This is a genomic window from Pseudomonas sp. GW456-L12 (genome assembly GCF_059424045.1).
This window is the reverse complement of sequence record NZ_JBWKZA010000002.1, coordinates 218,852-233,473: the sequence shown is the minus strand read 5'-3', so window position 1 is coordinate 233,473 and position 14,622 is coordinate 218,852. Positions and strand designations below refer to the sequence as shown.

17 protein-coding genes are annotated in these 14,622 nt (G+C 62.8%); 9 read left to right on the top strand and 8 right to left on the bottom strand.

Annotated features, from left to right (window positions below):
- Positions 1-128: 128 nt before the first annotated feature.
- The 5 genes from AC07Y9_RS03505 to AC07Y9_RS03485 all read right to left on the bottom strand — a co-directional run bounded on the left by AC07Y9_RS03505 (position 129) and on the right by AC07Y9_RS03485 (position 2,909).
- Entirely contained in the window at positions 129-500 is a 372-nt protein-coding gene (locus tag AC07Y9_RS03505) for a glutathione S-transferase N-terminal domain-containing protein (protein WP_087092397.1), read from the bottom strand.
- A 100-nt stretch (positions 501-600) separates the two neighbouring features.
- Complete coding sequence (folE, locus tag AC07Y9_RS03500) at positions 601-1,146, bottom strand: GTP cyclohydrolase I FolE (RefSeq protein WP_003204506.1); 546 nt, start codon at positions 1,144-1,146, stop codon at positions 601-603.
- 77 nt (positions 1,147-1,223) lie between these two features.
- On the bottom strand, positions 1,224-1,781 hold the full coding sequence (locus AC07Y9_RS03495) for a Smr/MutS family protein (RefSeq protein ID WP_007932272.1): 558 nt from the start codon (positions 1,779-1,781) through the stop codon (positions 1,224-1,226).
- Positions 1,782-1,856: 75 nt separating this feature from the next.
- Positions 1,857-2,177, bottom strand: a complete 321-nt coding sequence (locus AC07Y9_RS03490; RefSeq protein ID WP_007932271.1) for a hypothetical protein — start codon at positions 2,175-2,177, stop codon at positions 1,857-1,859.
- Between the two features lie 141 nt (positions 2,178-2,318).
- Positions 2,319-2,909, bottom strand: coding sequence for a cysteine hydrolase family protein (locus AC07Y9_RS03485; protein WP_053262217.1), 591 nt, complete (start codon positions 2,907-2,909; stop codon positions 2,319-2,321).
- Between the two features lie 237 nt (positions 2,910-3,146).
- Here AC07Y9_RS03485 and prmB point away from each other — a divergent pair, with 237 nt between their 5' ends.
- Positions 3,147-4,055 carry a 50S ribosomal protein L3 N(5)-glutamine methyltransferase gene (gene prmB, locus AC07Y9_RS03480; protein ID WP_087092396.1) on the top strand — a complete coding sequence of 303 codons (909 nt, stop codon included), beginning with the start codon at positions 3,147-3,149 and terminating at the stop codon, positions 4,053-4,055.
- Between the two features lie 126 nt (positions 4,056-4,181).
- Here prmB and AC07Y9_RS03475 read toward each other — a convergent pair whose 3' ends face one another.
- Positions 4,182-4,970: a hypothetical protein gene (locus tag AC07Y9_RS03475; RefSeq protein ID WP_102679087.1), complete on the bottom strand. Its 789-nt coding sequence runs from the start codon at positions 4,968-4,970 to the stop codon at positions 4,182-4,184.
- Positions 4,971-5,068: 98 nt separating this feature from the next.
- Positions 5,069-6,022 carry an alpha/beta hydrolase gene (locus tag AC07Y9_RS03470; RefSeq protein WP_102679088.1) on the bottom strand — a complete coding sequence of 318 codons (954 nt, stop codon included), beginning with the start codon at positions 6,020-6,022 and terminating at the stop codon, positions 5,069-5,071.
- A gap of 141 nt (positions 6,023-6,163) precedes the next feature.
- Between AC07Y9_RS03470 and aroC the strand changes: the two genes are divergently transcribed.
- The 5 genes from aroC to mtnC all read left to right on the top strand — a co-directional run bounded on the left by aroC (position 6,164) and on the right by mtnC (position 10,388).
- Entirely contained in the window at positions 6,164-7,255 is a 1,092-nt protein-coding gene (gene aroC / locus AC07Y9_RS03465) for a chorismate synthase (protein WP_007932265.1), read from the top strand.
- Positions 7,256-7,289: 34 nt separating this feature from the next.
- Positions 7,290-8,438: an MFS transporter gene (locus AC07Y9_RS03460; protein WP_102679089.1), complete on the top strand. Its 1,149-nt coding sequence runs from the start codon at positions 7,290-7,292 to the stop codon at positions 8,436-8,438.
- Positions 8,435-9,055, top strand: coding sequence for a methylthioribulose 1-phosphate dehydratase (locus AC07Y9_RS03455; RefSeq protein WP_102679090.1), 621 nt, complete (start codon positions 8,435-8,437; stop codon positions 9,053-9,055). The genes AC07Y9_RS03460 and AC07Y9_RS03455 overlap by 4 nt, the downstream gene beginning before the upstream one ends.
- Positions 9,056-9,154: 99 nt before the next feature.
- Positions 9,155-9,700 (top strand): 1,2-dihydroxy-3-keto-5-methylthiopentene dioxygenase, encoded by a 546-nt coding sequence (locus AC07Y9_RS03450; protein ID WP_102679091.1) that lies wholly within the window; start codon positions 9,155-9,157, stop codon positions 9,698-9,700.
- 4 nt (positions 9,701-9,704) lie between these two features.
- Positions 9,705-10,388, top strand: coding sequence for an acireductone synthase (mtnC, locus tag AC07Y9_RS03445; RefSeq protein ID WP_102679092.1), 684 nt, complete (start codon positions 9,705-9,707; stop codon positions 10,386-10,388).
- 100 nt (positions 10,389-10,488) lie between these two features.
- Here the strand turns inward: mtnC and AC07Y9_RS03440 are convergent, their stop codons facing one another.
- On the bottom strand, positions 10,489-10,767 hold the full coding sequence (locus tag AC07Y9_RS03440; RefSeq protein ID WP_009045039.1) for a DUF3509 domain-containing protein: 279 nt from the start codon (positions 10,765-10,767) through the stop codon (positions 10,489-10,491).
- Between the two features lie 674 nt (positions 10,768-11,441).
- Here AC07Y9_RS03440 and AC07Y9_RS03435 point away from each other — a divergent pair.
- The 3 genes from AC07Y9_RS03435 to AC07Y9_RS03425 all read left to right on the top strand — a co-directional run bounded on the left by AC07Y9_RS03435 (position 11,442) and on the right by AC07Y9_RS03425 (position 14,535).
- Positions 11,442-13,274, top strand: coding sequence for a long-chain-acyl-CoA synthetase (locus AC07Y9_RS03435; protein WP_102679093.1), 1,833 nt, complete (start codon positions 11,442-11,444; stop codon positions 13,272-13,274).
- Positions 13,275-13,371: 97 nt separating this feature from the next.
- A complete protein-coding gene (locus tag AC07Y9_RS03430; protein ID WP_009045037.1) occupies positions 13,372-13,890 on the top strand; it encodes an ankyrin repeat domain-containing protein in 519 nt (172 codons plus the stop codon).
- Positions 13,891-14,004: 114 nt separating this feature from the next.
- Positions 14,005-14,535 (top strand): hypothetical protein, encoded by a 531-nt coding sequence (locus tag AC07Y9_RS03425; RefSeq protein WP_007932253.1) that lies wholly within the window; start codon positions 14,005-14,007, stop codon positions 14,533-14,535.
- The last annotated feature ends 87 nt before the right edge of the window (positions 14,536-14,622 follow it).

Below are 14,622 nucleotides of genomic sequence, written 5' to 3'. Positions count from 1 at the left end.
GGTTTTTTTATGGTCTGGATCTTGTGGGGGCTGTTCTGGCGCTATCGCGGGCAAGCCTCGCTCCTACAGAACTCGGTCTGTAGGAGCGAGGCGCCCGCGATGACGTCCTTCAGAACGCCACCAACCATTCAAGCTGTTGCAAAGCGCTTGTCCAGATAATCAATGATCACCTTGGACTCGTACATCCAGGTGGTCTGGCCGTTTTCTTCGATACGCAGGCACGGCACCTTGATCTTGCCGCCTTGCTCCAGCAGGGCCTGGCGATCCTGTTCGTTGTTTTTCGCGTCACGCAGGGCCACCGGAACGTTCAGGCGGTGCAGGGTGCGGCGGGTTTTCACGCAGAACGGGCAGGCGTGGAACTGGTACAGGGTCAGGCCCTTGGCGGCCTGTTCGACCTGGGCTTGAGCGGCGGCGGGGCGCTGCTGCTTGCGTGGGCGGGTGATGAAGTCGATGAAGATGATGAGCTGGCCCAGGCCGACTCGAAGCGCTTTGACGATCACGATATTGCCTCTTGCCCATGAAAGAAGGGGCGGCAGCTTACCTGATTTTTGCCAGGCGAAAAAAAACCGGCGATGAACGCCGGTTCTTTCGGGCAGCCATTTACTTGATCAGGCTGAGAAACTCGCTGCGGGTTGCCGCGTTTTCGCGGAACTCGCCCAGCATCACCGAGGTGATCATCGACGAGTTCTGCTTCTCCACACCGCGCATCATCATGCACATGTGCTTGGCCTCGATCACCACCGCGACGCCCAGGGCGCCGGTCACTTGCTGGACCGCGTCGGCGATCTGGCGGCTGAGGTTTTCCTGGATCTGCAGGCGGCGCGCGTACATGTCGACGATGCGCGCGACTTTCGACAGGCCCAGCACCTTGCCACTCGGAATGTAGGCGACGTGAGCCTTGCCGATGAAAGGCAGCAGGTGGTGCTCGCACAGCGAGTAGAGCTCGATGTCCTTGACCAGCACCATTTCACTGTTATCGGAGCTGAACAAGGCACCGTTGGTGACTTCTTCCAGCGTTTGTTCATAACCGCGGCAGAGGTACTGCATGGCTTTGGCGGCACGTTTTGGCGTGTCGAGCAGGCCCTCGCGGGAGACGTCTTCGCCCAATTGGCCGAGGATCGCCGTGTAATTCTGTTCCAGGGACATGAAACTACCTGTGGGATTTTACGCAAAGGGCAAGGGTACGGTGGCGGACCGGGCGCTGCAAGCGCGACGAAGCGGCTTTACTCGTCGCGGCCTTCCATCATGGTGCGTTTGAGCATCACGTAGACCGCCCCGGCACCGCCATGTTTGGCCTGGCACGAGGTGAAGCCGAGTACCTGGGGATGCTGGCGCAGCCAGGTGTTGACGTGGCTCTTGATCATCGGCCGCTTGCCGTCCAGGCGCACGGCCTTGCCGTGGGTGACGCGCACGCAGCGGATTTCGAACTTGGTGGCTTCGGCGAGGAATGCCCAGAGGGTTTCCCGGGCCTTTTCCACGTTCATGCCGTGCAGGTCGAGGCTGCCCTCGAAAGGGATCTGGCCGACCTTGAGCTTGCGCATCTGGCTTTCCTGAACCCCGTCGCGGGCCCACATCAGCTCGTCTTCCGGGCCGACGTCGATCACGAACTGATCGGACAACCCGTCGACGGTCGTGGTTTCGGTGCGCACGCTCGCAGCCTGGCGCAGCTTGGCGATCTGCGCTCGGTCAGCCTTGGGTTTGCCGGTTTCGGCGCGATCGTGCTTGATCGGCTTGACGCCTTGGATCGCGCTTTTGAACAGGGAAAAATCGTCGTCTTGCATGTCAGCCTCCGCGAAGACCGAGCAGTTTACCCAACTCGACGGGAGAGGGGCGGGACAAAACGTGTTGCCGTCGATTCAGTCATGTTTCTTCATCAGGTGGGGAGCCATGTTCAGGGTCTGCGGCTGGCGCATGCGCCGCCGGCAGCGACGCCACAGCCAGACGCCGACATATAGCAGTAACAGACCGACCGCTAGAATCACCGCGGAACCTGCCGGACTTGCATTCAATTCGCCCAGCGCCGGAGGGCGCCCCAACAGGCTGGCGGCCCCGGCCATCGCCAGCAGCACACCGAAGGTCGCCAGCAACGCGGAGAATCCCGCGCCCAGGCGCAAACGCCAGTTCCGCGGGCCTTTGGGCCGCAGACGACGTGCGTCAAAACCATCGGATATCTTCATTCCGACCTTCCTCAATGGGTATCGGCCCTTCGACCGAAAGATGACCGGGTGGTTCCTGAGGCTAAGGCAATTACGGCAAATGAGAGGCTTTTACGGATGAGCGGCCTTGCCCCTGAAGGCGCGCCGCTCATTGCAGGTCGATCAGATCAGATCTTTGGTGGCGGCGAGGGTGGCGAAGTTGTCCGCCATGATGGCCATTTCGGTCTGCTGCACGTGCTCGGCGCTGAGGATGCCGCCCTTGTAGGGCAGGTCGCGAGTGGCGCAGGCATCTTCCACCAGGGTGCAGCGAAAGCCCAGGTTCTTCGCCGCGCGCACGGTGGTGCTGACACTGGAATGGCTCATGAAACCGCAGACGATCAGGTCCAGGGAGCCCAGGTCCTGCAGGCGCTTTTCCAGTTCGGTGCCATGGAAGGCGCTCGGCAGCAGCTTGCCGATGATGGTCTCGTCGCCCTGGGGTTCGAGGCCGGGGATGAACTCACCGCGTTCGCCCTGGGGGTCGAACAGGCCGCCGACGGTGCCGAGGTGGCGCACATGCACAACCGGGCGGCCGGCGGAGCGGGCGGCAGCGACCAGTTGCTTGATGTTGGCGACCGCGGCGTCCATGCCGGACAGGGCCAGCGGACCGCTGAGGTACTCTTTCTGGGCGTCGATGATCACAAGGGTCGCGTGGCTCAAATTAGCCGCTGCATAACCACGACCGCTGAGTTGAAACATCGTCTTTGGAACGGACATTCTGGGGCTCCTGTGAGTGGGGCTTTTGCGACATTGTCCTCTGGCGGAGCGCTTCTGTGAATCGCTACTAACGTAAGGTGCGTGGTTGCTGGCCTACAGCCGTGTCAAGGGCTATGCAGAATCGGGCCGAATGTGGAGAAAACCGCCTGAACGCCCCGCAGACTCAGATTTTTCATGCGTCGTCCTCAGACGTTTTGGCTGTTAGAATCGCCAGTCGTTTTTTCAGGAGTCTGTCCCGTGATCACTTCCCGCCTGCGCACCCTGCGCGACCACATCCGTTGGGCTGTCAGCCGCTTTCATGGGGAGGATCTGTTTTTCGGCCATGGGACCGACAACGCCTGGGACGAAGCCCGCCAATTGGTACTGGGTGCCTTGCACCTGCCGTGGGAAATCGCCGACAGCTATCTGGACTGCGCCCTGGAAGACGACGAACTGGTCAACCTGCAGCGTCTGCTCAAGCGGCGCATCGAAGAGCGCGTACCGACCGCCTACCTGCTGGGCGAGGCCTGGTTCTGCGGCCTGTCGTTCATTGTCGATGAGCGGGTGCTGATCCCGCGTTCGCCGATCGGCGAGCTGATCGAAAAACGTTTCGAGCCCTGGCTGGGCGCCGAGCCCGCGCGCATTCTCGACCTGTGTACCGGTTCCGGCTGCATTGGCATTGCCTGCGCCTACGAGTTCCGCAAGGCCGAAGTGGTGCTGGCCGACCTGTCGTTCGAAGCCCTCGAGGTGGCGAACCAGAACATCGAGCGCCATGGTGTCGATGAGCGGGTGTTCACGGTGCAGGGCGACGGTTTCGACGGCTTGCCGGGCCAGCGCTTCGACCTGATCGTGTCGAACCCGCCGTATGTGGATGCCGAGGACTTCGCCGACATGCCCGAGGAATACCAGCATGAACCGGAGCTGGGCCTGGCCTGTGGCGACGATGGCTTGAACCTGGTACGGCGCATGCTGGCCGAGGCGGCGGATCATCTGACCGAGAAGGGTCTGTTGATCGTCGAGGTCGGCAACAGCCAGGTCCATGTCGAAGCGCTGTACCCGGAAGTCGATTTCGCCTGGCTGGACTTCGAACGCGGCGGTCATGGCGTGTTCATGCTCACCGCCGAGCAGTGCCGACAGCACCAGGCACTGTTCAGCTCCCGGGTCTGATCGGCGTTCTGTAGGAGCGAGCGGCGGCGATCCGACTTGCCCGCGATCCAGGTACCGGGGTGTGCCTGGACGGACGCTATCGCGAGCAAGCTTCGCTCCTACAGTTGTCCGCGAGGCGGCCAGGGGTCAGCGGTGGGTTGCGATCCAGATCAGCAACCCGGCCTGGAACACCGCAAACGCCACCAGGCAGGTGATGGTAAAGCGCAGCCCGGTGTCTTCGCGCTTGTACTTGGCGACCTTTTCTTCGTGCTTGCGCAGCTTCACTTCCTGTTCTTCGAGGTTCTGCTCGGCCTGCTGCAGCATTTGCGCGGCTTCGAGGATCTCGACGAATTGCAGCTTTTCGGTGTTCCAGTTGGGCAGCAGTTCACCGACCTGCACATGCTTGACGCTGCCCTTGAGGTGCTGGGCATCGGCGTAAACCACATCGAAACCCTGGACCCGCAGGAAATGATCGCGCCGCAGGCGCGTGGCCTCGTTCAGCGCATCCTTGTTCGCCAGTTCGAAACCGTCCACGCGGTAGTGCGGCCATTTCTTCTGGGCCCAGCTTGCCCCCTGCGCCAGCAGAAAGCGGCCGATGCCGCGGTTCGCCGGTTCGATCTGCAGGTTTTCCGGCTCGAAGCGCACCCGACGAGTCACGTGGTCGACCCAGACATCCAGGTGATTCTGTTCCTTGCGCACCCGTTGGCCCGGCAGTTGGAGGGTCATGCGCAACAGGCTGTGTTCCTTGTTGCTGCGCTCGGCATAACCGAACTCGATAAAGCGCAGGGGCCGTCCGCCCGTGGCGCGATCGGTTTGCAGCGGGGCCAGGCGAAGCATCCGGTGATGCTCGGCATGGACGTCCGCCCACGGCAACGCCACGGCTTCGGGAGCGGGGTTTTCAACCTCGGTTTCGGGAGGGTTCTGGGTATCGGTCATAACGGCGAGATCCTGTCCAAGCGCTACTTGCCGACGGCAAGTGAACGGCCGGCAAAGGCTTATCGGCCGTTTTTTTCAGGACTGGAGGGGAAAACGCGTCAACGGGCGTGAAGTCCGTCAATAAAGCTGATGATGCGGGTGCCGAGTTCCGAGGCCAGGGGCAGCTGCGGATCCTTGTAGGAGGCCAGTTGCCGCTTGACGTCGTTGGGCACGATACGCAGGACATGGTTCATGCCTTCGATCAGCGCCAGTTGGGCGTCCGGCTTGGCGGCCTTGAGCATCTGCGCATCGCCGACACCGACCTGGATGTCATTACTGCCCTGGACAATCAGCGCCGGCATCTTCAGGCGGGCGAACGCGGCGGCCGGGTCTTGCTTGAACAGGGTGATCAGGTACGGCTGCACGCTGGGGCGGAAGATCACTTCCAACTGCGGCGGCACGTCAGTGTCGACCCGGCCAGCCTTGAGGCTGTCGAGCAGTTCGTTGCTGCGCAGCATCAGCGGCGCCGGCAGGCGGTAGCTCAGTTGCTGGCGCAGCACCTGGTCCACCGGGCGGGCGGTGCCGGAGATGGAAATCACCGCCGCCGCATCGACCTGGGGCGCCGCCAGGGTGGCGATCAGCGCGCCTTCGCTGTGGCCGAGCATGATCAACGGGCCCAGGCGCGGGTCGCTCTTGAGCTTCTTGCCCCAGGCCACGGCGTCGGCGACGTAGGCGTCGAGGGTCAGGTTGCGCTCGTCCGGGGTGGCGGCGAGGCTGGCGGCCACCCCACGCTTGTCGTAGCGCACGCTGGCGATGTTGTGCTTGGCCAGCACCCAGGCCAGGCGCTTGAGGCTGTCGTTGCGCCCGCCGTCGGGATTGTTGCCGTTGCGGTCGGTGGGGCCGGAGCCGGAGACGATCAGGACCACCGGCACCGGGGCGTCGGACTTGGGCAGCAGCAGCGAGCCGTATAACTCGCCAGTGCCGGTGTCGAGGCTGATGGGACGTTGCAGTACGGCCGCCTGGACCAGGCCGGTGAACAGGGTAAGGCTCAAGAGAAGAACTCGCAGCATCATCACGCCATCATGGAGAAGGTGCCGGTTGGACTTCCGGACACGGATAAGGTTCGAGGATGAACTAGTTGGGGAGCCTGCGTATACTTCCCGGCTCAGTAATCCAGATTGAGTTATTTCGGCTGATTTCATGGAGCGTCCTGCATGTCCGGCAATACCTACGGCAAGCTGTTCACTGTCACCACCGCGGGCGAAAGCCATGGTCCGGCGTTGGTCGCCATTGTCGACGGCTGCCCACCGGGTCTTGAGCTGTCGCTGGACGATCTGCAGCGTGACCTGGACCGGCGCAAGCCCGGCACCAGCCGCCACACGACCCAGCGCCAGGAAGCCGATGAAGTCGAAATCCTCTCCGGCGTGTTCGAGGGCAAGACTACCGGCTGCTCCATCGGCTTGCTGATCCGCAACACCGACCAGAAGTCCAAGGACTACTCGGCGATCAAGGATCTGTTCCGCCCGGCCCACGCCGATTACACCTACCACCACAAATACGGCATCCGCGACTACCGCGGCGGCGGTCGCAGCTCGGCGCGGGAAACCGCCATGCGCGTGGCGGCGGGGGCCATCGCCAAGAAGTACCTGGCCAGCCAGGGCATCGTGGTGCGTGGCTACATGAGCCAGCTGGGCCCGATCGAAATCCCGTTCAAGACCTGGGACTCGGTGGAAGACAACGCCTTCTTCAGCCCCGACCCGGACAAGGTGCCGGAGCTGGAAGCCTACATGGACCAGCTGCGTCGCGATCAGGACTCGGTGGGCGCCAAGATCACCGTGGTCGCCGAGGGTGTGATGCCGGGCCTGGGCGAGCCGATCTTCGACCGCCTGGACGCCGAGCTGGCCCATGCGCTGATGAGCATCAACGCGGTCAAGGGCGTGGAAATCGGCGCCGGTTTCGCCAGCGTCGCCCAGCGTGGCACCGAGCATCGCGACGAGTTGACCCCGCAAGGTTTTCTCAGCAACAACGCGGGCGGCATCCTGGGCGGGATTTCCTCCGGCCAGCCGATCGTCGCACACCTGGCGCTCAAGCCGACCTCCAGCATCACCACCCCGGGCCGCTCGATCGACATCGATGGCAACCCGGTGGACGTCATCACCAAGGGCCGTCACGACCCGTGCGTGGGCATCCGCGCCACGCCGATCGCCGAAGCCATGATGGCCATCGTGCTGATGGATCACCTGCTGCGTCATCGTGGCCAGAATGCCGACGTGCGCGTCAGCACGCCGGTGCTGGGCCAGTTGTAATGGCGTCTCTGCCAGTCGCCACGGTCTGACGGCCGTGGCGGCGCTCCCGTACTGGCGGCTCTCCAGTTTCTACCTGTTCTATTTCGCCTTGCTGGGGTCGACCGCGCCGTTTCTGGCGCTGTATTTCGATCACCTGGGGTTTTCCAGCGCGCGTATTGGCGAGCTGGTGGCGATTCCCATGCTGATGCGCTGCGTGGCGCCGAACCTCTGGGGCTGGCTGGGCGACTACACCGGCCGGCGCCTGGCCATCGTGCGTTTTGGCGCGATCTGCACGCTGCTGAGCTTTTCGCTGATTTTCGTCAGCAAGAGCTACGCCTGGCTGGCGATGGTCATGGCCCTGCATGCGTTCTTCTGGCACGCAGTATTGCCGCAATTCGAAGTGATCACCCTGGCACACCTGCAAGGCCAGACCGCTCGCTACAGCCAGATCCGCCTGTGGGGCTCGATCGGTTTCATCCTCACGGTGGTGGCGCTGGGGCGGCTGTTCGAGTGGTTGAGCCTGGACATCTACCCGGCGGCGCTGGTGCTGATCATGGCCGGCATCGTGCTCAGCAGCGCCTGGGTGCCCAACGCCCAGCCAGCGGCCCAGGGCAGCCGCTTGGCCGCCGAGGGGTTTCTTGGCCAGCTGCGCAGCCCCGGCGTCCTGGCCTTCTATGCCTGCGTGGCGCTGATGCAAATGAGCCACGGTCCTTACTACACCTTCCTGACCCTGCACCTGGAACACCTGGGCTACAGCCGCGGCTTGATCGGCCTGTTGTGGGCGCTGGGGGTGGTCGCCGAAGTCTTGATGTTCCTGGTGATGAGCTGGATTCTCTCGCGGTTTTCGGTACGCCGGGTGCTGCTGGCGAGTTTCCTGCTGGCGGCCCTGCGCTGGTTGCTGCTGGGCGCCTTTGCCGAACATCTGTGGGTGCTGTTGTTTGCCCAGGTGCTGCATGCCGCGACCTTCGGCAGCTTTCATGCCGCGGCCATTCATTTCGTGCAACGCAGCTTCGGTGACCGCCAGCAAGGCCAGGGCCAGGCCCTGTACGCGGCCCTGGCCGGCACCGGTGGCGCATTGGGCGCGTTGTATTCCGGCTACAGCTGGAACGCCCTGGGCGCGACATTGACCTTTAGTATTGCAAGCCTCGCAGCGCTGGCGGCAGCCGTTATCATTGCCACACGTATGCAAGAGGAGAGGCCATGAGCCTTACCCGCGAACAGCTGGCACAGGACATCATCGAGGTCGGACGCTTTCTGTATGCCCGCGGCTGGTCCCCGGCCACCAGCAGCAACTATTCCACGCGCCTGTCGCCGAGCGCGCTATTGCTCACGGTTTCGGGCAAGCACAAAGGCCAGTTGGGCCTGGATGACGTGCTGGCCACCGACTTGTCGGGCAACAGCCTGGAACCGGGCAAAAAGCCCTCGGCCGAAACCCTGTTGCACACCCAGCTGTACCGCTGGAACCCGCAGATCGGCGCCGTGTTGCATACCCACTCGGTGAATGCCACGGTACTGTCACGCCTGACCGCCGAGGACTTCATCGAGTTCGAGGGTTACGAGCTGCAAAAGGCTTTTACCGGCATTGCCAGCCACGAGTCGCGGGTGCGCGTGCCGATTTTCGACAACGACCAGGACATCGCCCGGCTGGCGAACAGGATCCAGCCTTGGCTCGACGCCCATGCCGATTGCGTCGGCTACCTGATTCGCGGTCATGGCCTCTACACCTGGGGGGCGCGCATGAGTGACGCGCAGCGCCAGATCGAGGCCTTCGAGTTTCTGTTCGAGTGCGAGTTGCAGACTCGCGCCCTGTTAAACCGTTAAGGCTTGCTTCGACTGAAGTAGCCAGCGCCTGATGATATGCACTGCCTGACCGGCCTGGAAAAAGCCGGAAGGCACTGCCGATAACGAGGAATTGCCAAGATGAGCAGCCTGTCCGTTTACCACGTATCCAGCCCGGACCTACCGAACAAGGTGCTGACCCATTTCGACGATATCGCCGCGACCCTGGCCGAGCAGGGCGTGCGTTTCGATCGCTGGCAAGCCGCCACCAGGATCCAGCCGGGCGCCAGCCAGGAAGAAGTGATAGGCGCCTATCAGGAACAGATCGACCGCCTGATGACCGAGCGCGGCTACATCACCGTCGATGTGATCAGCCTCAATGGCGATCACCCGCAGAAGGCCAAGCTGCGCGCCAAGTTCCTCGACGAACACCGGCATGCCGAGGACGAGGTGCGCTTTTTCGTCGCCGGCCGCGGCCTGTTCAGCCTGCATATCGGCGACTACGTGTATGCCGTGCTCTGCGAGAAGAACGACCTGCTTTCGGTGCCGGCCGGTACCGCGCACTGGTTCGACATGGGCGAGAACCCGTACCTGGTGGCGATCCGCATGTTCAACAACCCGCAAGGTTGGGTCGCCAACTTCACCGGTTCCGATATCGCCAGCCAGTTCCCGCTTCTGGAGGATTGAGCGGATGCCGATCAAGGCCATTCTCACTGACATCGAAGGCACCACCAGCGCGGTGAGCTTTGTCTTCGAGGTGCTGTTCCCCTACGCGGCGCGGCACCTGCCGGACTTCATGCGCAAGCACGCCAGCCGGGCCGACGTTACCGAGCAGTTGCAGGCGGTGCGCGAGGCAAGCGGCGAGCCGGCGGCGGACGTCGAGCGGGTGATCGGGATCCTCCTGGGCTGGATCGCGGAAGATCGCAAGTCCACGCCACTCAAGGCGCTGCAAGGCATGGTCTGGGAGCAGGGGTACCGGGCCGGACAGCTCAAGGGCCATGTCTACCCGGATGCGGTGGCGGCGTTGCAGCACTGGCATCAGGCTGGCTATCGGTTGTATGTCTATTCGTCGGGCTCGATCCAGGCGCAGAAGCTGATTTTCGGTTGCTCAACTGCCGGGGACCTGTCGCCGCTGTTCAGCGGTTTCTTCGACACCACCTCGGGACCGAAACGGGAAGTGCAGTCTTACCAGCGCATTACCCAGGCCATCGGCTGTGCGCCCGGGCAGATTCTCTTTCTGTCCGATATCGTCCAGGAGCTGGATGCGGCCCGGTCCGCCGGCCTGGCCACCTGCGGCCTGGTGCGCGAAGGCGGGGTATTGGCGGGGCATGCGAATGTGGCGAGCTTCGCCGATATCGATCCGCAGGCTTTCTGAAAAGCAGTCAGGCCGTGTCAGCGCAAGGCTGGCACGGCCGGATTGGGGTTATCTGTTATCCAGCTGCCGGTGATCACCGCGAATCCGCGGCGGTGCGGATTTAAAGCGAGTGATACGACGGCAGGGCAAAACGGTTCTGGCTTTGCAGCAGGGAAATCTGTGGCAATTCGCTGGCCTGTTCGGCCAGGTCGCGACGCAACGCGCTGATCACCCACGACAACTGATCGCCCGCATGCAACTGCGCATAGGAGATCGAGCGCTTGAGCTGTTTACCTTCGCTGTTACGCAGCGTCAGCAGGATGCCGCCATCGGGCCGTGGCTGAGTGGTCACTTCGTAGTTGGAGAACAGGGAAGCGAATTTTTCTTGGATCAGGCTCATGTCTATCAGCTCCATTGGTTCTTGAATGGCAAACCTGGAGTGATAGGTGCAGCGATTGTGCCAGCCTCAATTTTTATAAAAATCTTTATAAATCATATCCTTATAAAAAATCACTGTTTGCGGGCTCGTGCAATTTGCATGAATGGCCATCGTGCATCGTGCATCGTGCATCCTGCATTTTGCGAGGTCGCGGGCCTGGGCAAGGGCTGGGGAGTAACGCTGTGACTGCCGGTTCACGCAAAAGATTCAGCCAGCAAAGCCCGGCCCTCAAGCGCGAGGCACCTGGCGGCGTGGAGGAGATACAAAACTTTGCAAAAACTCCATGTACAGGCCAGGAAGCGCTGACGTATTTTTTTGCCAGCGACAGGCTTGGCGCAGACTCTTTGCACAAGCCCAAGCCCTGATGTTCCGGGCTGTACAGGTCAATCAGACGTTTCACCGACATGGACAGTCATGCGCCGTGGTCCCCTTGGATCATGGGCGCCTGATAATAAGAAAATAGGACGTCATCCATGAACGCCATGCTCTGCGTTACTGCCAATAGCACGCCCCCTGTTTCTCCTGTTTGCCGTGGCGGCCCGCCCTCGGGCCCCAGCTGAATAGCCCCATCGACCCTTGTCCGCCTGCCCGGCCTGGCCCCGTGCAGGATCCTTTTGCGTCGAACAGGAGCCGTCATGAGCACTCATCAGCACGACATGATCACCTGGGGCATGATGCTACGGAAGTTGCCCTCCATCGCCCGGGCGTTGCCGCGGGTCATCAAGGGCATGCAGATAGCCAACGTCAAGCGCGCCGATCAGCCCTGCGGGCTGGGCTGGACCTTCGAGCAGGCCACCCAACGCAACCCCGACGGCCCGGCGCTGCTGTACGGCGACCGGGTGTTGAGTTATGCACAGGCCAATCAGTGGGCCAACCGGATCGCCCATTACCTGGCGAGCCAGGGCATCGGCAAGGGCGACGTGGTGGCGATCTTCGTCGAGAACCGTCCCGAGTTGCTGGTGAGCGTGCTGGCGGTGGCCAAGCTCGGCGGCATCTGCGCCATGCTCAATACCGCGCAGAGCGGCAGTGTGCTGGTGCACAGCGTGAACCTGGTGAAGCCGGTAGCGATGATCGTCGGCGGCGAACTGCTGGATGCCTACTCGGCGATTCGCGATCAGGTCGCCATCGACGAGGCGCGCACCTGGTTCGTCGCCGATCCGGATGTGGCGTCCGGGCCAACACCTGCCGGTTGCATCGACCTGATGACCGCCAGCGCCGCCAGCGAATCGTCCAACCCACCAAGTACCGCGCGGATCTACCTCGACGATCCGTGCTTCTATATCTACACCTCCGGCACCACCGGGCTGCCCAAGGCCGGTATTTTCAAGCACGGCCGCTGGATGCGCAGCTCGGCCAGCTTCGGCATGATCGCCCTCGACATGCAGCCGGCCGATATCCTGTACTGCACCTTGCCGCTGTATCACGCCACCGGGTTGTGCGTGTGCTGGGGCTCGGCCATCAGCGGCGCCTCGGGCTTCGCCATTCGCCGCAAGTTCAGCGCCAGCCGTTTCTGGGAAGACGTCCGCCGGTTCAAGGCCACCACCATTGGTTACGTGGGTGAGCTGTGCCGTTACCTGGTTGACCAGCCTGCCTGCGAGCACGACCGTGACAACAGCGTGGTGAAGATGGTCGGCAACGGCCTGCGCCCCGGCGTGTGGGGGCCGTTCAAGCAGCGTTTCGGCGTCGAGCATATCTGCGAGCTGTATGCCGCCAGCGACGGCAATATCGGCTTTACCAACGTGCTCAACTTCGACAATACCGTGGGCTTTTCCCTGGCGCCCTGGGCGCTGGTGGAGTATGCCCACGACACCTGCGCGCCGATCCGCAACGGTTCCGGCTTCATGCAGAAGGTCGCCAAGGGTGGGCAAGGCCTGCTGCTGGCGAAGATCGACGACAAGGCACCGCTGGACGGCTATACCGAGCCGGAAAAGAACCTGAAGGTGATCCTCACCGACGTGTTCGAGAAGGGCGACCGTTACTTCAATACCGGCGACCTGCTGCGCGATATCGGTTTTGGCCATGCGCAGTTCATCGATCGCCTGGGCGATACCTATCGCTGGAAGGGCGAAAACGTCTCCACCACCGAGGTGGAGAACATCCTCCTGCAACATCCGCAGGTCGCCGAGGCGGTGGCCTATGGCGTGGAGGTGCACAACACCAACGGCCGTGCCGGGATGGCGGCGATCACCCCGGCCGAATCCCTGGCGACCCTGGATTTCACCGAGCTGTTGCAGTTCGCCCGCGAGCATCTGCCGGGCTACGCGGTGCCGCTGTTCCTGCGGGTCAAGGTGAAGATGGAGACCACCGGCACCTTCAAGTACCAGAAGACCCGGCTCAAGGAAGAAGCCTTCGACCCGTCGAAAACCGGCGGCGATCCGGTGTACGCCTGGTTGCCGGGGTCGGCGACCTATGTCCGGGTGACGGAGGCGGTCCTGGCGGATATTTGTGCCGGTCGGCACCGTTATTGATTCTGGCTATGGCCGCTCTTGAGAAAAAAGGGATGACAGGGCGGGAGCCGCTTGGGGACACTAGCGGCTTTCCGATTGGCCGAAAGTGGAGTTCCCGATGTCAGACAAAAGCCGCCAGATGACCGCAGAAGAAGCCGCCGAGTTTACCGAGCAGGTCTTCAACGTCGCACGTCAAGGCGACGCCCAGATGCTCGACAAGCTGGCGAGCAGCGGTCTGCCGGTCAACCTGCGCAATCACAAGGGCGACACCCTGCTGATGCTGGCCAGCTATTACGGGCATGTGGACGCGGTGCAGGTGCTGCTCAAGCACAAGGCCGACCCCGAGATCCGTAACGACAACGGCCAGAGCCCGATCGCCGGCGCGGCCTTCAAGGGCGACCTGGCGGTGGTCAAGGCGTTGGTGGAGGGCGGTGCCGAGGTGGAAGGCTCGTCCTTCGACGGGCGTACCGCACTGATGATGGCGGCGATGTTCAACCGCACGGAAATCGTCGACTACCTCATCGGCAAGGGTGCGAACCCGCGGGCCACCGACGCCAACGGCGTGAGCGCACTGGATGCGGCGAAGACCATGGGCGCCGTCGACACCACCGCGCAATTGCAGAAGTTGCTGGGCTGAGCTGAACGGCGCATACCGTCGGGCCAGGGCCATGCCTGGGTCGCGGCGGTAGGTTCGCGGGCCGGGTTTAGGCTATCCTGCGCGCCCGCCATTGACCCGTAACAGGATTCGCCCATGAAAAACGTCCTCGCCGAACTCATCACAAAAATCAGCTCCGGCTGCATGGGCGAAGAAGAAATCCTGCGGATCGCCGACGAGGCCGCCCAAGCCTACGCCGATCCCCAGGCCTTCCTGGCCGCCAATCCGGACATCAACTACGACGACAGCTTCCCGATCCCGCTGGGCGAATGGGTGGTGGTCGGCAGCCTGCCGGACACCGTGCTGTTCCAGGCCGACACCTACATGGACCTGTTCGCGCAGATCGTCGCGTCTTTCGGCCCGGGCGTGGCGTTCAATATCAAGCCCAAGCAACTGGCCAAGACCGAGGCCCTGACCGCGCTCAACCGCATCCAGATCCAGATGGGCAGCATGAACCCGGAAAACGGCGGTTACGTGCTGATGAACTTCAGCCAGTTGCTGGACGACGAGCTGCAAGTGGTGCTGGTCTACGGCAATGACGTGCCGCGGGTGCTGCAGCTGTGCGCCGAAGCCGGCATTGCCGCCGCGCCGTCCCTGGAAGCGCTCAAGGTCGCGGTTCACGTCTGAGCTGCGGGCCACAGGCCGACCGCGCAGGCAATAAAAAGGAACCCCGCTGCCGGCCGACTATCCTAAGTGGGCAAGCCCTCATTTAGG